The 18,079-nt window shown below is 67.8% G+C and carries 18 protein-coding genes and 1 pseudogene; 17 read left to right on the forward strand and 2 right to left on the reverse strand.

What is annotated here, in order from left to right; translation table 11 throughout:
* Window positions 1-1,026 (reverse strand): mechanosensitive ion channel family protein (locus tag EZJ19_RS14440; RefSeq protein ID WP_131448810.1); only part of this gene is annotated, 1,026 nt, incomplete at its 3' end.
* A gap of 136 nt (window positions 1,027-1,162) precedes the next feature.
* Between EZJ19_RS14440 and pgm the strand changes: the two genes are divergently transcribed.
* Both pgm and EZJ19_RS14450 read left to right on the forward strand, forming a co-directional pair.
* Window positions 1,163-2,788 carry a phosphoglucomutase (alpha-D-glucose-1,6-bisphosphate-dependent) gene (gene pgm / locus EZJ19_RS14445; RefSeq protein ID WP_131448812.1) on the forward strand — a complete coding sequence of 542 codons (1,626 nt, stop codon included), beginning with the start codon at window positions 1,163-1,165 and terminating at the stop codon, window positions 2,786-2,788.
* The gene (locus EZJ19_RS14450; RefSeq protein ID WP_131448814.1) at window positions 2,785-3,048 is read left to right on the forward strand and encodes a hypothetical protein; all 264 of its coding nucleotides are present in this window, start codon (window positions 2,785-2,787) and stop codon (window positions 3,046-3,048) included. The genes pgm and EZJ19_RS14450 overlap by 4 nt, the downstream gene beginning before the upstream one ends.
* Here EZJ19_RS14450 and EZJ19_RS14455 read toward each other — a convergent pair whose 3' ends face one another.
* Complete coding sequence (locus tag EZJ19_RS14455) at window positions 3,049-3,543, reverse strand: C40 family peptidase (protein ID WP_131448816.1); 495 nt, start codon at window positions 3,541-3,543, stop codon at window positions 3,049-3,051. It abuts the gene before it with no gap.
* A 100-nt stretch (window positions 3,544-3,643) separates the two neighbouring features.
* On the opposite strand from EZJ19_RS14455, the gene EZJ19_RS14460 reads away from it, so the two are divergent.
* The 15 genes and pseudogenes from EZJ19_RS14460 to EZJ19_RS14530 form a co-directional block, all read left to right on the forward strand.
* On the forward strand, window positions 3,644-4,279 hold the full coding sequence (locus EZJ19_RS14460; RefSeq protein ID WP_131448818.1) for a DUF6781 family protein: 636 nt from the start codon (window positions 3,644-3,646) through the stop codon (window positions 4,277-4,279).
* Between the two features lie 30 nt (window positions 4,280-4,309).
* A complete protein-coding gene (locus EZJ19_RS14465; RefSeq protein ID WP_131448820.1) occupies window positions 4,310-5,974 on the forward strand; it encodes an ABC1 kinase family protein in 1,665 nt (554 codons plus the stop codon).
* 73 nt (window positions 5,975-6,047) lie between these two features.
* Complete coding sequence (locus EZJ19_RS14470) at window positions 6,048-6,860, forward strand: carbonic anhydrase (protein WP_240754791.1); 813 nt, start codon at window positions 6,048-6,050, stop codon at window positions 6,858-6,860.
* Window positions 6,861-6,878: 18 nt separating this feature from the next.
* Window positions 6,879-7,963: pseudogene (gene serC / locus EZJ19_RS14475) on the forward strand (3-phosphoserine/phosphohydroxythreonine transaminase).
* On the forward strand, window positions 7,960-9,039 hold the full coding sequence (gene pheA, locus EZJ19_RS14480; protein WP_131448822.1) for a prephenate dehydratase: 1,080 nt from the start codon (window positions 7,960-7,962) through the stop codon (window positions 9,037-9,039). The pseudogene serC and the gene pheA overlap by 4 nt, the downstream one beginning before the upstream one ends.
* On the forward strand, window positions 9,040-10,152 hold the full coding sequence (gene hisC / locus EZJ19_RS14485) for a histidinol-phosphate transaminase (RefSeq protein WP_131448824.1): 1,113 nt from the start codon (window positions 9,040-9,042) through the stop codon (window positions 10,150-10,152).
* Window positions 10,149-11,033, forward strand: coding sequence for a prephenate dehydrogenase (locus EZJ19_RS14490; RefSeq protein ID WP_131448826.1), 885 nt, complete (start codon window positions 10,149-10,151; stop codon window positions 11,031-11,033). The genes hisC and EZJ19_RS14490 overlap by 4 nt, the downstream gene beginning before the upstream one ends.
* On the forward strand, window positions 11,030-12,325 hold the full coding sequence (gene aroA, locus EZJ19_RS14495; RefSeq protein ID WP_131448828.1) for a 3-phosphoshikimate 1-carboxyvinyltransferase: 1,296 nt from the start codon (window positions 11,030-11,032) through the stop codon (window positions 12,323-12,325). Before EZJ19_RS14490 ends, aroA begins: the two co-directional genes overlap by 4 nt.
* On the forward strand, window positions 12,322-12,987 hold the full coding sequence (gene cmk / locus EZJ19_RS14500; RefSeq protein WP_131448830.1) for a (d)CMP kinase: 666 nt from the start codon (window positions 12,322-12,324) through the stop codon (window positions 12,985-12,987). Before aroA ends, cmk begins: the two co-directional genes overlap by 4 nt.
* 65 nt (window positions 12,988-13,052) lie before the next feature.
* On the forward strand, window positions 13,053-14,765 hold the full coding sequence (gene rpsA, locus EZJ19_RS14505; RefSeq protein ID WP_131448832.1) for a 30S ribosomal protein S1: 1,713 nt from the start codon (window positions 13,053-13,055) through the stop codon (window positions 14,763-14,765).
* 22 nt (window positions 14,766-14,787) lie between these two features.
* The gene (locus EZJ19_RS14510) at window positions 14,788-15,072 is read left to right on the forward strand and encodes an integration host factor subunit beta (protein WP_131448842.1); all 285 of its coding nucleotides are present in this window, start codon (window positions 14,788-14,790) and stop codon (window positions 15,070-15,072) included.
* A gap of 146 nt (window positions 15,073-15,218) precedes the next feature.
* Window positions 15,219-15,470: a lipopolysaccharide assembly protein LapA domain-containing protein gene (locus tag EZJ19_RS14515; protein WP_240754792.1), complete on the forward strand. Its 252-nt coding sequence runs from the start codon at window positions 15,219-15,221 to the stop codon at window positions 15,468-15,470.
* Window positions 15,470-16,627, forward strand: coding sequence for a lipopolysaccharide assembly protein LapB (lapB, locus tag EZJ19_RS14520; RefSeq protein WP_131448834.1), 1,158 nt, complete (start codon window positions 15,470-15,472; stop codon window positions 16,625-16,627). Before EZJ19_RS14515 ends, lapB begins: the two co-directional genes overlap by 1 nt.
* Window positions 16,620-17,351 (forward strand): orotidine-5'-phosphate decarboxylase, encoded by a 732-nt coding sequence (pyrF, locus tag EZJ19_RS14525; protein WP_131448836.1) that lies wholly within the window; start codon window positions 16,620-16,622, stop codon window positions 17,349-17,351. The genes lapB and pyrF overlap by 8 nt, the downstream gene beginning before the upstream one ends.
* Window positions 17,348-18,079 (forward strand): nucleotide sugar dehydrogenase (locus tag EZJ19_RS14530; RefSeq protein WP_131448838.1); only part of this gene is annotated, 732 nt, incomplete at its 3' end. The genes pyrF and EZJ19_RS14530, both read left to right, overlap by 4 nt.

Here is an 18,079-nt window from a genome sequence, read left to right on the forward strand (position 1 = left end):
ACCATGGCGGGCGATGATGTCGGCCACCTTGAGCAGGACATCCTGCTTGATCTCATGGTAGCGCACCCAGGCCGTGGTCTTGGTGAAGGTGTAGATGAAGAAGTTGAGCGACGAGTCGGCGAACTGGTCGAAATTGACGATCAGGGTCTGCCCGGTGTCGATCTCCGGGTGCGTCTGCAGCATCTCCTTCACGTCGGCGACGATGGGCGCCACCTTGTCGATGTCCTCGTAGCGCAGGCCGATGGTCTCCTTGATGCGCCGGTTGCTCATGCGCGACGGGTTTTCCACGACGATGGTGGTGAACAGGGCGTTGGGCACGTAGAGCGGATTCTTGTTGAAACGCCGGATGCGGGTGTGGCGCCAGCTGATGTATTCCACCGTGCCCTCGATGTCCTTGTCCGGCGAACGTATCCATTCGCCGACCGAGAACGGCCGGTCCATGTAGATGGTCAAGCCGCCGAAGAAGTTGGCCAGCAGGTCCTTGGCCGCGAAGCCGACCGCGATGCCGCCGATGCCGCCGGCGGCCAGGATGCCGGAGATGCTGATGCCCAGGGTCTGCATGGCGACCAGGACGGCGATCACCAGCACGGTCAGCTTGGCCAGCTTGGCGAGGGCGTCGATGGTGGTGCGGTCGACCTCTTCCCCGGCCGCCAGGCGCAGGCTGACGATGTTGCCGGCGATGTTGCCGGTCAGCAGGACCATGAACCAGGCCAGGCAGCCCACCACGCCGACGTTGCGCAAGGGCGGCACGAAGTCGAATATCGGCGCCCCCAGGTGCTTGCCGAGGATGTCGCTGGCGGCGGCGATGCCGACCAGCCAGACCAGTACGCGCAGCGGCTTGGCGGCGGCCCGGACGACGGCGTCGTCCCAGACGGTCGCGGTCCGGGCGGTGAGGCGCTCGGCGTGGCGCAGCAGGTAGTAGGCGGCGACGTTCACCACCAATACCGCCAGGATGACGATCAGTACCTCGGGCAGCCAGGGCTCGGCGAGGAAGGAGAGTCCGAGTTGTTGGGCCAGTTCTTTCATCAGGTGCTTGCTTCCGGTGAGTCGAACGGCAATTTTACCGGATCGGCCGCCCCACCCCCACCCGGGCGCCGCGCGGGTGTCTTTCGTCATGTCGGCGGCGTAACATTGGCGGGCTGAACCAGACTTGGAGAAACGCATGAGCCATCCCCTCGCCGGCCAACCCGCCCCCGCCGAATCCCTGATCGACACCGCTGCCCTGTTGCGCGCTTACCATGATCTGCCGGACGCCGGCGATCCCGGCCAGCGTGTCGCCTTCGGCACCAGCGGCCACCGGGGCACCGCCCTCAAGAAAAGCTTCAACGAGGCGCACATCCTGGCCATCACCCAGGCGGTGTGCGAGTACCGGGCCGGGCAGGGCATCGGCGGACCGCTGTTCCTGGGCATGGACACCCACGCCCTGTCGGCGCCGGCCCAGGCCACCTGCCTCGCCGTGCTGGCCGGCAACGGCGTCGACACGCGCATGCAGGAAAAGGGCGGCTACACGCCGACGCCGGTGATCTCGCGCGCCATCCTGGACTGGAATGGCGATCCCGCCCGGGCGCGCGCCGACGGCATCGTCATCACCCCCTCGCACAACCCGCCCGCGGACGGCGGCATCAAGTACAACCCCCCGCACGGCGGCCCGGCCGACACCGACGCCACCGGCTGGATCGAACAGCGGGCCAACGCCCTGATGGCGGCGGGCAACGTCGACGTGAAGCAGGCCGATCCGGCCTCGGCGAGCTGCATCCAGGCCGTCGATTTCATGATGCCGTACATTAACGACCTCGAGAACGTCATTGATTTCGAAGCGATACGTTCTGCCAAGCTGCGCATCGGCGTGGATCCGCTCGGGGGCGCGGCGGTGGCCTATTGGCGGCCGCTCGCCGACCAGTACGGTCTCGACGTCGACGTCGTCAACGACAAGGTCGACCCGACTTTCGGCTTCATGACCCTGGACCATGACGGCAAGATTCGCATGGATTGCTCCAGCCCCTATGCCATGGCCAGCCTGGTCGCCCTCAAGGACAAGTACGACATCGCCTGGGGCAACGACGCCGACGTCGACCGCCATGGCATCGTCACCCCGTCGGTGGGCCTGATGAACCCCAACCACTACCTGGCCGTGGCCATCGACTACCTGCTCACGCATCGGCCGCACTGGCCGGCCAGCGCCGCGGTGGGCAAGACCCTGGTCAGCTCGGCCATGATCGACCGCGTGGTGGCCGGACGCGGCCGCACCATGGTCGAGGTGCCGGTCGGTTTCAAGTGGTTCTCGCAGGGCCTCCTGGAGGGGCGCTTCTGCTTCGGCGGCGAGGAGAGTGCCGGGGCCAGTTTCCTGCGCCGCGACGGGACGGTCTGGAGCACCGACAAGGACGGCATCATCCTGGCCCTCCTGGCGGCCGAGATCACCGCGGTCACCGGCAAGGACCCGGGCCATTATTACCTGGCCCTGGCGGAGAAGTACGGCAAGCCGTTCTACGTCCGCATCGACACCCCGGTGAGCCGCGAGGAAAAGGCCGCCTTCAAGCACCTGACCCCGGAACGGGTGACCGCCGCCAGCCTGGCCGGTGACGCCATCACCGCCAAGCTGACGCGCGCGCCCGGCAACGATGCCCCCATCGGCGGCCTCAAGGTGACCACGGCGAACGGCTGGTTCGCCGCCCGGCCGTCCGGTACCGAGGACATCTACAAGATCTACGCGGAGAGCTTCGTCAGCCGCGAACACCTGGATGCGATCGTCGCCGAGGCGCGCAAGATGGTGTCGGACGCCCTGGCGTGACCCAGGATTTCCGCCAGCCGGCGGCAGCCGGGGCCGGAGCCGGTCCCGGCCTGGCGCCCCAGCAACGGGCCGTGCTGACGCTCATGCGGGTGTTCGCGCTACTGTTCGTCCTGGTCGGCGCCTGGTTCTGGCTGATGCCGCCGGCCAGCCTGGTGGCGGACCAGGCCACGCTGCTGGGGGTGGCCCTGATGGTCGCCGGGGCATCCGAGTTTGCCTCGGTCGCCGTGCTCGGGCGGTACTGGCAGCGGAAGAAGAAGTAGCTATTCGGGGCTGGTGCCGCCGCTCAACAGGCGGCGGGCGCCGTTGAAGCGCTTGGACCAGTAGCCGTCGTTCATGTTCGACACCATCACCTGCTTGCTGCGGCTGCTGGCGGCATGGACGAACTGGCCGTCGCCGGCATAGATGCCGACGTGGGAAAAGGGCTTGTGGCGGGTATCGAAGAACACCAGGTCGCCGGGCTTGAGTTCGGTCTTGGCCACCTGTTCGCCGTTCTGGCTCATCGCCTTGGCGTTGTGCGGCAGGTCGATGTCCTCGGTCTGCTTGTAGACGTGGCGCACGAAGCCGCTGCAGTCGACGCCCTTGTTGGGGTCGGTGCCGCCGGCCTTGTAGGGGCTGCCGAGCAGGCCGAGCGCGTAGAGCAGGGGCTGGGCCCTTTCCTTCATGCCGGAGACGAACCCGCTGTCCTCGGCCGGCGCGTATCCGGTCGTCAGGGCGAGGGCGGCCGTCAGGGCGGCAATGGAGATCAGGTGTCGCATGCGGCCGACATTTAGCCAGCTAACGGCGGCCTTGTCTACGATGAAAGTATGGTCAAATGGCGCCGTGCGATGAACGGCGTTTTCCGATGGAGGTTTGGTCATGACGAACGAAGAAGACGAAGTACGGCTGCCGATCCGTGTTGCGGCCAGCGAGGGCGGCGACCTGCGCGCCCGGGTGCGCGATTTGGTACTGCGCGCGATCGTCGACCGCAAGGCCGACCCCAAGGCCTACCGTGCGGTGTTGAAGGATGCCGTGGAGGGGCTCGGCGAGGGCTTCGGGGCCCATGCCGAACATGCCGGCGAATCGCTCAGGAGCGCCGTCGGCGGTCTCGACGAGGCCATGGGCAAGAGCCTGTACGCCCTCCAGACGGCGGTCGAGGAGGCCTGGGACAACGGCCGTCGCTTCGCCGATGCCGACCTGCGCGAGGCCTACGATGCCGTGCGCGGCCTGGAGGACGACCTGGTCGGCACGCTCAAGGACGTCGGCGGCCGCACCAAGGGCGTGGTGAATGACGAGTTCACCCGCCTGGGCGAGCATTTCGGCCGCAACGGCACCGATACCGGCACCCAGATCAAGTCGGTCCTCGACGTGCTCGGACGCGGCCTCGGCGGCGCCGCCAAGGATGCCGGACGCGACCTCAAGGACGATGCCCGCGAGGCGGCCGGCCGGTTGTCGGCGGTGACCTCGGGCATCCTGCGCGGTCTGGCCGACGCCTTGGACGGACGCAAACCCTGACCGTCCGCCGCGCCCCGAACCCGGTCCACCATGCTGCGTGAAACCGTCTCGGTGATGCGGGACCTCCCGCGTCTCCACACCATCGCCTCGGTCCTGATCCATTACGGCTGGGGCGACGTCGTGCGCATGCTGGGCCTGGCCCGCGCCCTGGAACGGGCCGGTAAGCTGTTGCACTGGCATACCTCGGACGAGATCGCCAAGCTCGACCTGCCGGTGCGCATCCGCATGGCCATGACCGACCTCGGGCCGACCTTCGTCAAGCTGGGCCAGATACTCTCGACCCGGGTTGACGTCTTCCCGCCCGGCTGGATCGCCGAGTTCGAGCGCCTGCACAGCCGGGTGCCGCCGGTGCCGTTCGAGAAGCTGCGGCCGACCCTGGAGGCCAAGTACGGGCGGCCGCTCGAGGAGGTGTTCGACGACCTCGAGACGGAGGCCTTCGCCGCCGCCTCGATCGCCCAGGTGCACCGGGCCCGCCTGAAGGACGGCACCGCGGTAATCCTGAAGATCCGGCGTCCGGACATCGTCGCCAAGGTGGAGGCCGACCTGCGCATCATGGCCCACCTGGCCCGCCTGGCCGAGTTCGAGATGCCGGAGTTGCGCCGCTACCGGCCGCAGCAGATCGTCAACCAGCTGCGCCGCTCGCTGATGAACGAGCTCGACCTGGCCAAGGAGGCGCGCAACCTGTCGGTGTTCGCGCGCAACTTCGCCGAGGACGACACCGTCCGGGTGCCCAGGGTCTACTGGGACTATTGCGGCGAGATCATCAACGTCCAGGAAGAGCTGCGCGGCATCCCGGCCGGCGACCTGGCCGCCGCCCGCTCGGCCGGCCTCGACCTCCAGGTCCTCGCCACGCGCGGCGCCGACGCGGTGCTCAAGATGATCCTGGTGCACGGCCATTACCACGCCGATCCGCACCCGGGGAACATCCTGTTCCTGGCCGGCAACCGGGTCGGCATGCTCGACTTCGGCATGGTCGGCCGCCTCACCGAGGTCCGCCGCGCCCAGATCACCGACTTCCTCGGCGCCCTGATCAACAAGGACGAGCAGGCCCTGCTCAACGTCCTCACCATCTGGGCGGGCGATGCCGACGTCGACGAGGACAAGCTGGCCTACGACCTCACCGAGATCATCTTCAGCTACGACGACCTGCCGCTGCGGGAGATTCGCATCGCGCCGCTGCTTTCCGACGTCACCGCGGTGCTGCGCGAGAACAACCTGTCGATCCCGCCCGACCTGACCCTGTTGTTCAAGGCCCTGATCACGCTGGAGGGCTTGGGCCACCAGCTCGACCCCGATTTCCACATGGTTGACCACCTGGAGCCGTTCGTGCTCGAGGTGATCGAGGAACGCTACGCGCCGGCCGTCCTGCTGCGCCGGGTCAAGCGCGGCATCCGCGAGATCGGCGAGGTGATCACCGGCCTGCCCAGGGACATCACCCGGCTGTTGCGCCAGGCCCGGCGCGGCCGCCTGCGCATCGACCTCGACCTGAAGCGCCTGGACCACTTCGGCCAGCAGCTCAACGACGCCGCCAACCGGCTCACCGTGGGGGTCCTGACGGCCTCGCTGGTGATCGGGTCATCGATCATCATGACCGTGCCGCAGGCTCCCTACCTGCTCGGCCTGTTCGGCTTCCTGCTCGCCATGGCCAACGGCATCTGGCTGGTCTACTCGATCTGGCGCTCCGGCAAGCAGTAGCCGCGGCGCGCCGACAAGGCCGGCGGCCGACTGTGTAGAATACGGTTTTCTGTTTCATTACACCTGAACGAACATGAAGCGTCTGGCAGCGGGTCTATGCGCGGCGTGCCTCATGCTGGCGGCGCCGGCGTGGGCGGTGGACATGAGCGGGGTCGATGCCGCCGACAAGGAGCGCATCCGGGCCATCGTCAAGGAGGTGCTGCGCGAGTACGCCGCCAGCCTGGGCGACCGCCAGGCCGATCCGGCGGCCAAGGAAGTCCTGCGCAACATCGTCCGCGACAACCGCAACTTCATGCGCAAGAACGGCCCGGACCACTTCGCCCCCTTCGTCGACGGCCAGCACCCGCGCGCGACGGTGATTACCTGTTCCGATTCGCGCGTCCACATGCAGGCGCTGGACGCCACGCCGGACGGCGACCTGTTCGTGATCCGCAACATCGGCAACCAGATCGCCACCGCCGAGGGCTCGGTGGAATACGGCGTCCACCATCTGCACACGCCGCTGCTGCTCATCGTCGGCCATTCCGCCTGCGGCGCCATCAAGGCCGCGGCGGGCGACTATGGCCAGGAATCCGGGCCGATCCGCAACGAACTCGACACCATCCAGATCCCCAAGGGCGACCCCGGCATGAGCAGCATCGCGCTGAACGTCAACAACCAGGTCCGGCGCGCCATGGCGAAATGGGAAGAGGAGGTCATCGTCGGCAAGCTGACCGTGGTCGGCGCCGTCTACGACTTCCGCAACGACCTCAAACGCGGCCAGGGCAAGCTGGTCATCATCAACGTCAACGGCGAGACCGATCCGGCCAAGATCGCCGCCCTCGACCTCGTGCAGGGGCTGGACGGCCCCGACGGCAAGGCCCGCAAGCCGGCAACCCATCACTGAACTGGAACGACGATCATCATGGAACGCATACACAACTTCAGCGCCGGCCCGGCCGTGTTGCCGAGGGCGGTGCTGGAGCAGGCCAGCGACGAACTGATGAACTGGCACGGCTGCGGCATGTCGGTCATGGAGATGAGCCACCGCGGCAAGGAGTTCACCAGCATCCTGGAGGCCGCCGAGGCCGACCTGCGCGACCTGATGCAGGTGCCCGCCAACTACAAGGTACTGTTCCTGCAGGGCGGCGCCACGCTGCAGTTCGCCCAGATCCCCTCAACCTGATGGCCGGCCGCTCTGCCGACTACCTGGTCACCGGCGACTGGTCCAAGAAGGCCTACAAGGAGGCGCAGCGCTACGGCCGCGCCCGCCTGGTCGCCTCGACCGAGGCCGAGGGCTTCACGCGCTTCCCGGCCGTCGCCGAGATGGACCTCGATCCCGACGCCGCCTACCTGCACGTGTGTACCAACGAAACCATCCGCGGCGTCGAGACCTTCGACGAGGCGGCGCTGCCGACGGCCGTGCCCCTGGTCGCCGACATGAGCTCGCACATCCTGTCCCGGCCCATGGACGTGAGCCGCTACGGCCTGATCTACGCCGGCGCCCAGAAGAACATCGGCCCGGCCGGCGTCTGCCTGGTCATCGTGCGCGAGGACTTGCTCGGCAAGGCTTCGGAGCACACGCCGACCCTGCTCGACTACGCCGTCCAGGCCGCCAACGGTTCCATGCTCAACACCCCGCCCACCTTCGCCATCTACATGGCCGGGCTGGTCTTCAAGTGGCTGCTCGGCAAGGGCGGCCTGGCCGCCATGGCGGCACTCAACGCCGAGAAGGCGCAGCGCCTGTACGACGCGGTCGACGGCAGCGGCGGCTTCTACCGCAACCCGGTCGCGCCGGCCAACCGTTCGCGCATGAACGTGCCCTTCACCCTGGCCGACGGTGGGCTCGACGAGGCCTTCATCGCCGAGGCGAAGACGCGCGGCATCGTCCAGATCAAGGGCCACAAGACCGTCGGCGGCATGCGTGCCTCCATCTACAACGCCATGCCGCTCGACGGCGTCCAGGCCTTGGTCGAGTTCATGGCCGACTTCCAGAAGATGCACGGATGAACGAGGAACTCGCCAAGCTGCGCGAACAGATCGACGCGCTCGACGAGCGCGTCCTGGTCCTGCTCAACGAGCGTGCCCGCCTGGCCCAGGCGGTCGGTCACCTCAAGCTCAGCAACGGCGAGGAGGGCGGTCCCATCTACCGGCCCGAACGCGAGGCCCAGGTGGTGCGCCGGCTCCAGGCCGCCAATGCCGGGCCCTTGCCGGGCGAGGCGATCGAGCGCCTGTTCAAGGAAGTGATGTCGGCTTGCCGGGCGCTCGAACAGCCGCTCACCGTGGCCTATCTCGGCCCGGCCGGGACGTTCTCCGAAGAGGCGGCGGTCAAGCAGTTCGGCCAGAGCACGCACGGTTTGCCGGTGGCCAGCTTCGACGAGGTGTTCAAGACGGTCGAGGCGGACCTGGCGGAATTCGGCGTGGTGCCGGTCGAGAACACCACCGAGGGCGCCATCGGCCGTACCCTCGACCTGCTCCTGGCGACGCCGCTGACCGTGTGCGGCGAGGTCGCCGTGCGCGTGCGCCAGAATCTCCTGCGCAAGGTCGGCGGCCTCGCCGGCATCCGGGTCGTCTACTCGCACGCCCAGTCGCTCGGCCAGTGCGCCGGCTGGCTGAATGCCTACCTGCCGCAGGCCGAGCGCGTCGCCGTGGCGAGCAACGCCGAGGCGGCGCGCCTGGCCGCCGAATCGGAGGACGCCGCCGCCATCGCCGGCGAACGGGCCGCCGAGGTCTACGGCCTGGCCATCGCCGCCCCGGGCATCGAGGACGTGGCCGGCAACACCACCCGTTTCCTGGTCCTCGGCAAGGACGCCGCACCGCCGTCGGGCAAGGACAAGACCTCGCTGGCGGTGTACGTGCGCAACAAGCCGGGCGCCCTCCTGGAACTGATCGAGCCGTTCGCGCGCCTGGGCGTCGGCCTGTGCAAGCTGGAATCCCGGCCGGCCAAGAGCGGCAACTGGGAGTACGTATTCTTCATCGACCTGGAAGGCCACCGCGAGGAGCCCCTGGTCGCCGAGGCCATCCAGGAGGCCGCCCGCCACGCCCTGTCCGTCAAGGTACTCGGTTCCTATCCCACCGCGCTGTAAATGAATCTGACCGAACTCTCTCCCGCCTACATCCGGGCCATCGCCCCCTATCAACCCGGCAAGCCGATCTCCGAACTGGCCCGCGAAATGGGCCTGGTGGAGGCCGACATCGTCAAGCTGGCCTCGAACGAAAACCCGCTCGGCGTCTCGCCCAAGGCGCGTGCCGCCATCCAGGCCGGCATCGACGACCTGGCCCTGTACCCGGACGGCAACGGTTTCGCGCTCAAGACCGCGCTGGCCGGCAGGCTCGGCATCGGCCTCGACCAGATCGTGCTCGGCGGCGGCTCCAACGACCTGCTCGAGATGGTCGCGCGGGCCTTCCTGGCGCCGGGCACCTCGGCGGTCTATTCCCGCCACGCCTTCGCGGTCTATGCCCTGGCCACCCAGGCGGCCGGGGCGATCGGCTTCGAGGCCCCGGCCAAGGATTACGGCCACGACCTGGACGCCATGCTGGCGCGCGTTCAGCGCCATACCCGGGTGGTCTGGATCGCCAACCCGAACAATCCCTCAGGCACCCTGCTCGACAACGATGCGCTGCACCGGGCCCTGGCGGCGTTCGCGGCGACCGGTGCCGTGGTGGTGCTGGACGAGGCCTACGTCGAGTTCATGGACCCGGAACGGCGCGCGCCCTCCATCGCCTGGTTGCGTGAATTCCCCAACCTGATCGTCGTACGCACCTTTTCCAAGGCCTACGGCCTGGCCGGCCTGCGGGTCGGCTACGCGGCCTGCAGCCGGGAACTCGCCGACCTCCTCAACCGGGTGCGCCAGCCCTTCAACGTCAACAGCCTGGCCCTGGCCGCGGCCGAGGCCGCCCTGGCCGACGACGAATTCCTGGCCGAGGCCAAGCGCGTGAACGACGCCGGCATGGCCCAGCTCACCGCGGGCTTCCGCCGGCTCGGCCTGGACTGGATCGCCTCGGCGGGCAACTTCGTCGCCGTGCGCGTGGTCAAGGAAGGGGATGCCGGGGCGATCTTCCAGGCCCTGCTGCGCAAGGGCATCATCGTCCGCCCGGTCGGCGCCTACGCCATGCCGGAGTACCTGCGCGTCAGCATCGGCCTGCCCGAGCAGAACGAGCGTTTCCTGGCCGCCCTGCGGGAAATCCTGGCCCTATGATCGGCCGCCTCGCCGTACTCGGGGTCGGCCTGATCGGCGGCTCCCTGGCCGCCGCCGCCAAGCGGGCCGGCGTCGTGCGCCAGGTGGTCGGCTACGGACGCAGCCGGGACAACCTGGCCGAGGCCCTCGCACTCGGCCTGATCGACGAGGTCGCCGACAGCCCGGAGGCCGCCGTGACGGGTGCCGACCTGGTCCTGCTCGCCCTGCCGGTGGGCGCCATGGCGGCCGTGTTCGGACGCATCGCGCCCCACCTCGGGCCCGATACCCTGGTCACCGACGCCGGCAGCACCAAGCAGGACGTCATCGCCGCCGCGCGCGCCGGCCTGGGTGCCGGGGCGGCCCGTTTCGTGCCCGGCCACCCCATCGCCGGGGCGGAGAAGAGCGGTGCGGCGGCGGCCCGGGCCGACCTCTACGTCGGCCGCAACGTCATCCTGACCCCGCTGCGCGAGAATGCGGCGACGGCGGTCACCACGGTCGCCGAACTGTGGCGCGCCTGCGGCGCCCGGGTCGGCGAAATGGGCGCCGCCGAGCACGACCGCATCTTCGCCGCGGTCAGCCACCTGCCGCATCTGGCCGCCTTCGCCCTGGTCGACGAACTGGCCGGGCGGCCGGAAGCGGAACTGTATTTCCGCCACGCCGGCAGCGGCTTCCGCGACTTCACCCGGATCGCCGGGAGTTCGCCGGTCATGTGGCGCGACATCGCCCTGGCCAACCGCCAGGCCCTGGTGGCCGAACTGGACGCCTACCTGTCCCGCCTGTCGGCCTATCGCGACGCCCTCGGCGCCGGCGACACCGACACCCTCATGCAATCCTTCACCCGCGCGAGCGCGGCCCGCAGCCGCTGGCAGCCCGGCGGGGAAAACATCGAGAACGACGAATGAGCGCTGAATACATCGACCTGCCCGCCGCCAAGGGCGCGCGCGGCAGCGTCCGCCTGCCCGGCTCCAAGAGCATCTCCAACCGTGTCCTCCTGCTCGCGGCCCTGGCCGAGGGGACGACCGAGGTGAAGGCGTTGCTCGATTCCGACGACACCCGGGTCATGCTCGAGGCGCTGAAGCAGCTGGGCGTCGGCTGGAGCCGCCGCGAAGGCAGCGACGACTACCGGGTCGCGGGCATCGGCGGCGTCTTCCCGGTCAAACAGGCCGAGTTGTTCCTGGGCAATGCCGGAACCGCCTTCCGTTCGCTCTCGGCGGCCTGCGCCCTGGCCGGCGGCGACTACGTCCTCAAGGGCGTCCCGCGCATGCACGAGCGGCCGATCGGCGATCTGGTCGATGCCGTCCGGCAACTGGGCGCCCAGGTCGAATACCTGGGCAACGCGGGCTTTCCGCCCCTGAAGATGGCTCCGGCCGTGCTCGAGGAGGTGGCCGAGGTCACCGTCAAGGGCAGCGTCTCCAGCCAGTACCTGACCGGCATCCTGCTCGCGGCACCCTTGCTGGGCCGGGAGGTGACCGTCAAGGTGGACGGCGAGCTGATCTCCAAGCCTTACGTCGAGATCACCCTGAACCTGATGAAGCGTTTCGGCGTCACCGTGCAGAAGAACGGCTGGGAGAGCTTCGTGGTCCCGGCCGTCAAGTACAAGAGTCCCGGCAGCGTCGAGGTCGAGGGCGACGCTTCCTCGGCCTCCTATTTCCTGGCCGCCGGCGCCATCGGCCACGGCCAGACCCGGGTCGAGGGTGTCGGGCGCAACAGCATCCAGGGCGACGTCCGCTTCGCCGAGGCCCTGGCGCGCATGGGCGCCGAGATCGACTTCGGCGCCAACTGGATCCAGTGCCGCCTGGGCTGCGCCGACAAGCTCCACGCCATCGACCTGGACTGCAACCACATCCCCGATGCCGCCATGACCCTGGCTATCCTGGCCCTGTTCGCCGACGGCACCACGACGCTGAGGAACATCGCCTCCTGGCGGGTCAAGGAGACCGACCGCATCGCCGCGATGGCCACCGAGCTGCGCAAAGTCGGCGCCACGGTGGAGGAGGGCGCCGACTACATCAAGGTGACTCCGCCCGCCAAGCTGGTGGCGAACGCCGTCATCGACACCTACGACGACCACCGCATGGCCATGTGCTTCTCCCTGGTCAGCCTGGGCGGCGTGGCGATCCGGATCAACGACCCGGGCTGCACGGCGAAGACCTTCCCGACCTATTGGGACGTGTTCAAGGGCATCGCCCAATGAGCGACGTCCCGGTCATCGCCATCGACGGCCCGTCCGCCTCCGGCAAGGGCACCGTGGCGGCCCTGGTGGCCAAGGAACTGGGCTTCCATTACCTGGACAGCGGCGCCATCTACCGGGTCACCGCCTATGCCGCCCTGGACCGCGGCGTCGCGCTGGACGACGAGGTCGGCCTGGCGGCGATGGCGCGTACCCTGAACCTGCACTTCGACGGCATCGAGGTCTACCTGGACGGCCGCCCGGTGGGCGACGCCATCCGCACCGAGGAGGCCGGCCGCGCCGCCTCCAGGATCGCCGCCCTGCCGGCCCTGCGGGCCGCCCTGCTGGACTTGCAGCGGGGCTTCCGCCAGCTGCCCGGCCTGGTCACCGACGGCCGCGACATGGGCTCGGTCGTGTTTCCCGATGCGTCGGTCAAGGTATTCCTCACCGCGACGCCGGAGGAACGCGCCAACAGGCGCTATAAGCAGTTGATCGACAAAGGATTTGATGCTAACCTCGCCGCCCTTGTGCAGGACCTGCGGGAACGCGACGCGCGCGACGCCAACCGGGCTTCCGCTCCCCTGCGCCAGGAAGCCGACGCCCATCTGCTGGAAACCACGGCCCTGACCATCGCCCAGGCGGTGGCCAAGGTGCTGGAATGGTACCGCCGGGCCCAGGCCCGTTGACCGACCCGCAAGGGTTTTTTAACCAACCCCCCGTGGCAACACGGAAACAATCAGGTTTTTATTCAATGTCCACTGCAACCACAACCCCCCCCTTCCAGATGGAATCCTTTGCCGCCCTCTTCGAGGAGAGCATTGCCAAGCAGGAAATGCGCTCCGGCGAGGTCATCACCGCCGAAGTCGTGGCAATCGACAATAACTTCGTCACCGTCAACGCCGGCCTCAAGTCCGAGAGCCTGATTCCCACCGAGGAATTCAAGAACGACCGTGGCGAACTCGACGTCAACGTCGGGGATTTCGTGCAGGTGGCCATTGAATCGCTGGAAGACGGCTTCGGCTCCACCAAGCTGTCCCGCGACCGCGCCAAGCGCCTGGCCGCCTGGCTGGACCTGGAAGCCGCCATGGAAGAGGGCCGCGTCGTCAAGGGCGTGATCAACGGCAAGGTCAAGGGTGGCCTGACCGTCATGTGCAACGGCATCCGCGCCTTCCTGCCCGGTTCCCTGGTCGACATCCGTCCGGTCAAGGACACCTCCCCGTACGAGGGCAAGGAAGCCGACTTCAAGGTCATCAAGCTGGACCGCAAGCGCAACAACGTCGTGGTGTCCCGCAAGGCCGTCCTGGAACAGAGCATGGGCGCCGAGCGCGAGGCCCTGCTGGCCAACCTGAAGGAAGGCGCCACCGTCAAGGGTATCGTCAAGAACATCACCGAGTACGGCGCCTTCGTCGACCTCGGCGGCATCGACGGCCTGCTCCACATCACCGACCTGGCCTGGCGCCGCGTCAAGCACCCGACCGAAGTGGTCAACGTCGGTGACGAAGTCACCGCCATGGTGCTCAAGTTCGACCAGGAAAAGAACCGCGTCTCCCTGGGTCTCAAGCAGCTGGGCGAAGATCCGTGGATCGGCCTGGCCCGCCGCTACCCCACCGGCACCCGCATGTTCGGCAAGGTGGCCAACCTGACCGACTACGGCGCCTTCGTCGAGATCGAACCGGGCATCGAAGGCCTGGTGCACGTCTCCGAAATGGACTGGACCAACAAGAACGTCAACCCCTCCAAGGTCGTCTCCCTGGGCGACGAGGTCGAGGTCATGGTCCTGGAAATCGACGAGGATCGTCGCCGCATCTCCCTGGGCATGAAGCAGTGCAAGGCCAACCCGTGGGAAGAGTTCTCCATGAACTTCAAGAAGGGCGACAAGGTGGCCGGCCAGATCAAGTCGATCACCGACTTCGGCGTCTTCATCGGCCTGCCCGGCGGCATCGACGGCCTGGTCCACCTGTCCGACCTGTCCTGGTCCCTGCCCGGCGAAGAGGCCCTGCGCAACTTCAAGAAGGGCGAGGAAGTCGAGGCCGTGGTCCTGGCCATCGACACCGACAAGGAGCGCATCTCCCTGGGCATCAAGCAACTGGAAGGCGATCCGTTCAACTCCTACATCGCCAGCCATGACAAGGGCACCGTCGTCACCGGTACCGTCAAGTCGCTGGACGCCAAGGGTGCCGTGATCGACTTGAGTGGCGAGATGGACGGCTACCTGCGCGCCTCGGAAGTCTCGCGCGACCGCGTCGAGGACATCCGCACGCACCTGAAGGAAGGCGATACGGTCGAAGCCATGATCGTCAACGTCGACCGCAAGAACCGCCAGATCAACCTGTCGATCAAGCAGAAGGAAGCGGCCGAGCAGGCCGACGCCATGAAGAATCTGTCCGGTGGCCATTCCGCCGGCACGACGAACCTTGGCGCCCTGCTGAAGGCCAAGCTGGATGGCCAGAACTCCGAGAACTGATTTGTCCGGAGAAAATCTGGCCATGACCAAGTCGGAGTTGATCAACCGGCTGGCTGAGCGCAACCAACATCTGGGTGCCGCGGATGCCGAGCTGGCGGTCAAGACCATTCTTGACGCCATGATGCAGAGCCTGGTCGAGGGCAAGCGGATCGAGATTCGCGGTTTCGGTAGCTTCAGCCTGAACTACCGGCCGCCGCGGGTGGGCCGCAACCCCAAGACCGGCGAGAAGGTGACCGTGGCGGGTAAGTACGTCCCGCACTTCAAGGCCGGTAAGGAACTGCGCGACCGGGTGGATTACAAAGACTGATCCAACCCGCACGCGCCGATAGGCGGCATCGGGCAACCGGTGCCGCCTATTTTTTTCGTCCGCCGGGGCCCGGGCCGGGACAACATGTGCCTTGTGAAGAAGCGAGGCCGGCTCTTACAATTCGCCCTTGCCTTGGAGAGGTCACCGTGCGTCTACTTTCGCTGGCCATCAAGCTCGTCCTGTTCCTGTTGCTGTTGAGCTTCGCGCTCAAGAACGGCGAGATGGTGTCAGTCCACTACCTGCTCGGCCTGGAATGGCAGGCGCCACTGTCCCTGGTGCTGTTCCTGGTCTTCACCGCCGGCGTCCTGATCGGCCTGTTCGGCTGCTCCAGGCAGATGCTCAACAACCGGCGCGAACTGGTCCGCCTGCGCAAGGCCGCTAAACAGAGTCCCCCCTGATGGAATTCGAAACCTGGCAACTGCTGGTATTGCCGTTCTTCTTCGCCCTCGGCTGGCTGGCCGCGCGGATCGACATCCGCCAGGTGGTGAAGGAGTCGCGCAGCATCCCGACCTCCTATTTCCGCGGCCTCAACTATCTGCTCAGCGAGCAGCCGGACCGCGCCATCGAGGCCTTCCTGGAGGTCGCCCGCCTCGACCCCGACACCCTCGAACTGCACTTCGCCCTGGGCGCGCTGTTCCGCCGGCGCGGCGAGCTGGACCGGGCCATCCGCATCCACCAGAACCTGGTCGATCGCAGCGACCTCAAGCAGGACCAGCGCCTCAAGGCGCTGTACGAGCTGGGCCAGGATTTCCTCAAGGCCGGCCTGCTCGACCGTGCCGAGGACATCTTCAAGAAGCTGGAGACCGGCGTCCACGTCCTCGACGCCCTGCGCCACCAACTCGAGATCTACGTCCTCGAGAAGGATTGGGAGGCCGCCATCGCCGTGGCGCAGCGCCTGGAGAAGCTGGGCAGCCCGTCGCAACATGCCGACACCTCCCATTACCATTGCGAGCTGGCGCTCAACGCCATGCTGCGCAAGGACGTCGACGCGGCGCGCGCGCACCTGGGCGAGGCCCTGGCGATCAACCGCAAGGCGGTACGCGCCAGCCAGCTGCTCGGCGACCTCGCCGCCCAGGCCGGCGACGACGCCGGGGCGATCGAACACTGGCGCCACATCGAGCAGCAGAACACGGCCTACCTGCCGGTCGTCGCCGAGCGCCTGCTCAAGGCCTACCAGCGCCTGGGGCGCCTCGACGACGGCATCGAGCTGATCAAGGGCTACCTGGGCCGGCAGCCGAGCGCCGACCTCTTCCACATCCTGTTCAACACCGTCGCCGAACACCGCGGCTGGGCCGAAGCCGAGGCGCTTGCGGCCGAGACGCTCAAGCAGCTGCCGAGCCTGCGCGTGCTGGACGACTACCTGCAGGCGCGCACCAGCGGCACCGGCAACGACCTGGAGATTCGCATGGCCCAGGACCTGGTGCATCGCCAGGTCAGCCGGGTCGCCTACTACCAGTGCGGCCATTGCGGCTTCAAGGCACGCCAGTTCTTCTGGCAGTGTCCGGCCTGCGCGACCTGGGAAGGCATCCCGCCGGAGAGGAAGGAAAATGAGTAACGGCCAACCCGCCGCCGATCCCCGCGTCATCGTCGCGCTCGACTTCCCGGCCGCCGAGCCGGCCCTGGCCCTGGTCGCACGCCTGACGCCGGCCGAATGCAAGCTCAAGGTCGGCAAGGAGCTGTTCGTGCGCGCCGGGCCGGCGCTGCTCGAGAAACTGGCGGCGGCCGGCTTCCAGGTCTTCCTCGACCTCAAGTTCCACGACATCCCCAATACCGTCGCCCAGGCCTGCGCGGCGGCGGCCGACCTCGGCGTCTGGATGGTCAACGTGCACGCCTCGGGCGGTCTCAAGATGATGCAGGCGGCGCGCGAGGCGGTCGCGCGTGCCGCGCAGCCGCCCAAGCTGATCGCCGTCACCGTGCTGACCAGCATGGCCGCGGAAGACCTGCGCCAGATCGGCCTCGACGTCGAACCGGCCGTCCAGGTCGAACGCCTGGCCCGGCTGACCCGGCAGGCGGGCCTCGACGGCGTCGTCTGCTCGGCCCAGGAGGCCGGCCTGCTGCGCGGCGCCATCGGCCCCGATTTCCTGCTCGTGACGCCGGGCATCCGCCCGGCCGGCAGCGCCACCGGCGACCAGAGCCGCATCCTCACCCCGGCCAAGGCCATCGCCGCCGGCGCCGATTACCTGGTGGTCGGGCGTCCGATCACCCAGGCCGCGGATCCGCTCGCGGCCCTGCACAGCATCAACGACGAAATCATCTCGCATAAGGGAATCCAAGCATGAAGATCGCCATCGCCGGTACCGGCTACGTCGGCCTGTCCAACGCCATCCTGTTCGCCCAGCACCACGAGGTGGTGGCGCTCGACATCGTCCCCGAGAAGGTGGAGATGCTGAACCGCAAGCAGTCGCCCATCGTCGACGCCGAGATCGAGGACTATCTGGCCCACAAGGCCCTCAACTTCCGCGCCACCCTGGACAAGCGGGCCGCCTACGAGGGGGCCGAGTTCGTGATCGTCGCGACGCCGACCGACTACGATCCGGAGACCAACTACTTCAACACCCGCACCGTGGAAGCGGTGATCCAGGACGTCATGGCGATCAACCCGCAGGCGGTCATGGTGATCAAGTCCACCGTGCCGGTCGGCTACACCGCCAAGGTCAAGGCCCAGTTCAACTGCGCCAACCTCATCTTCTCGCCCGAGTTCCTGCGCGAGGGCAAGGCCCTGTACGACAACCTGTATCCGTCGCGCATCGTCATCGGCGAGCGCAGCCAGCGCGCCGAGGTGCTGGCCGGCCTGTTCCGGGAAGGCGCCGCCAAGGCGGACGTCCCGGTGCTGTTCACCGATTCCACCGAGGCCGAGGCGATCAAGCTGTTCTCCAACACCTTCCTGGCCATGCGGGTCGCCTATTTCAACGAGCTGGACACCTACGCCGCCACCCACGGCCTCGACACCAAGCAGATCATCGACGGCGTCTGCCTGGACCCGCGCATCGGCAGCCACTACAACAAC

The sequence above is a fragment of the Parasulfuritortus cantonensis genome, from assembly GCF_004337445.1.
GTDB classification, from domain to species: domain Bacteria; phylum Pseudomonadota; class Gammaproteobacteria; order Burkholderiales; family Thiobacillaceae; genus Parasulfuritortus; species Parasulfuritortus cantonensis.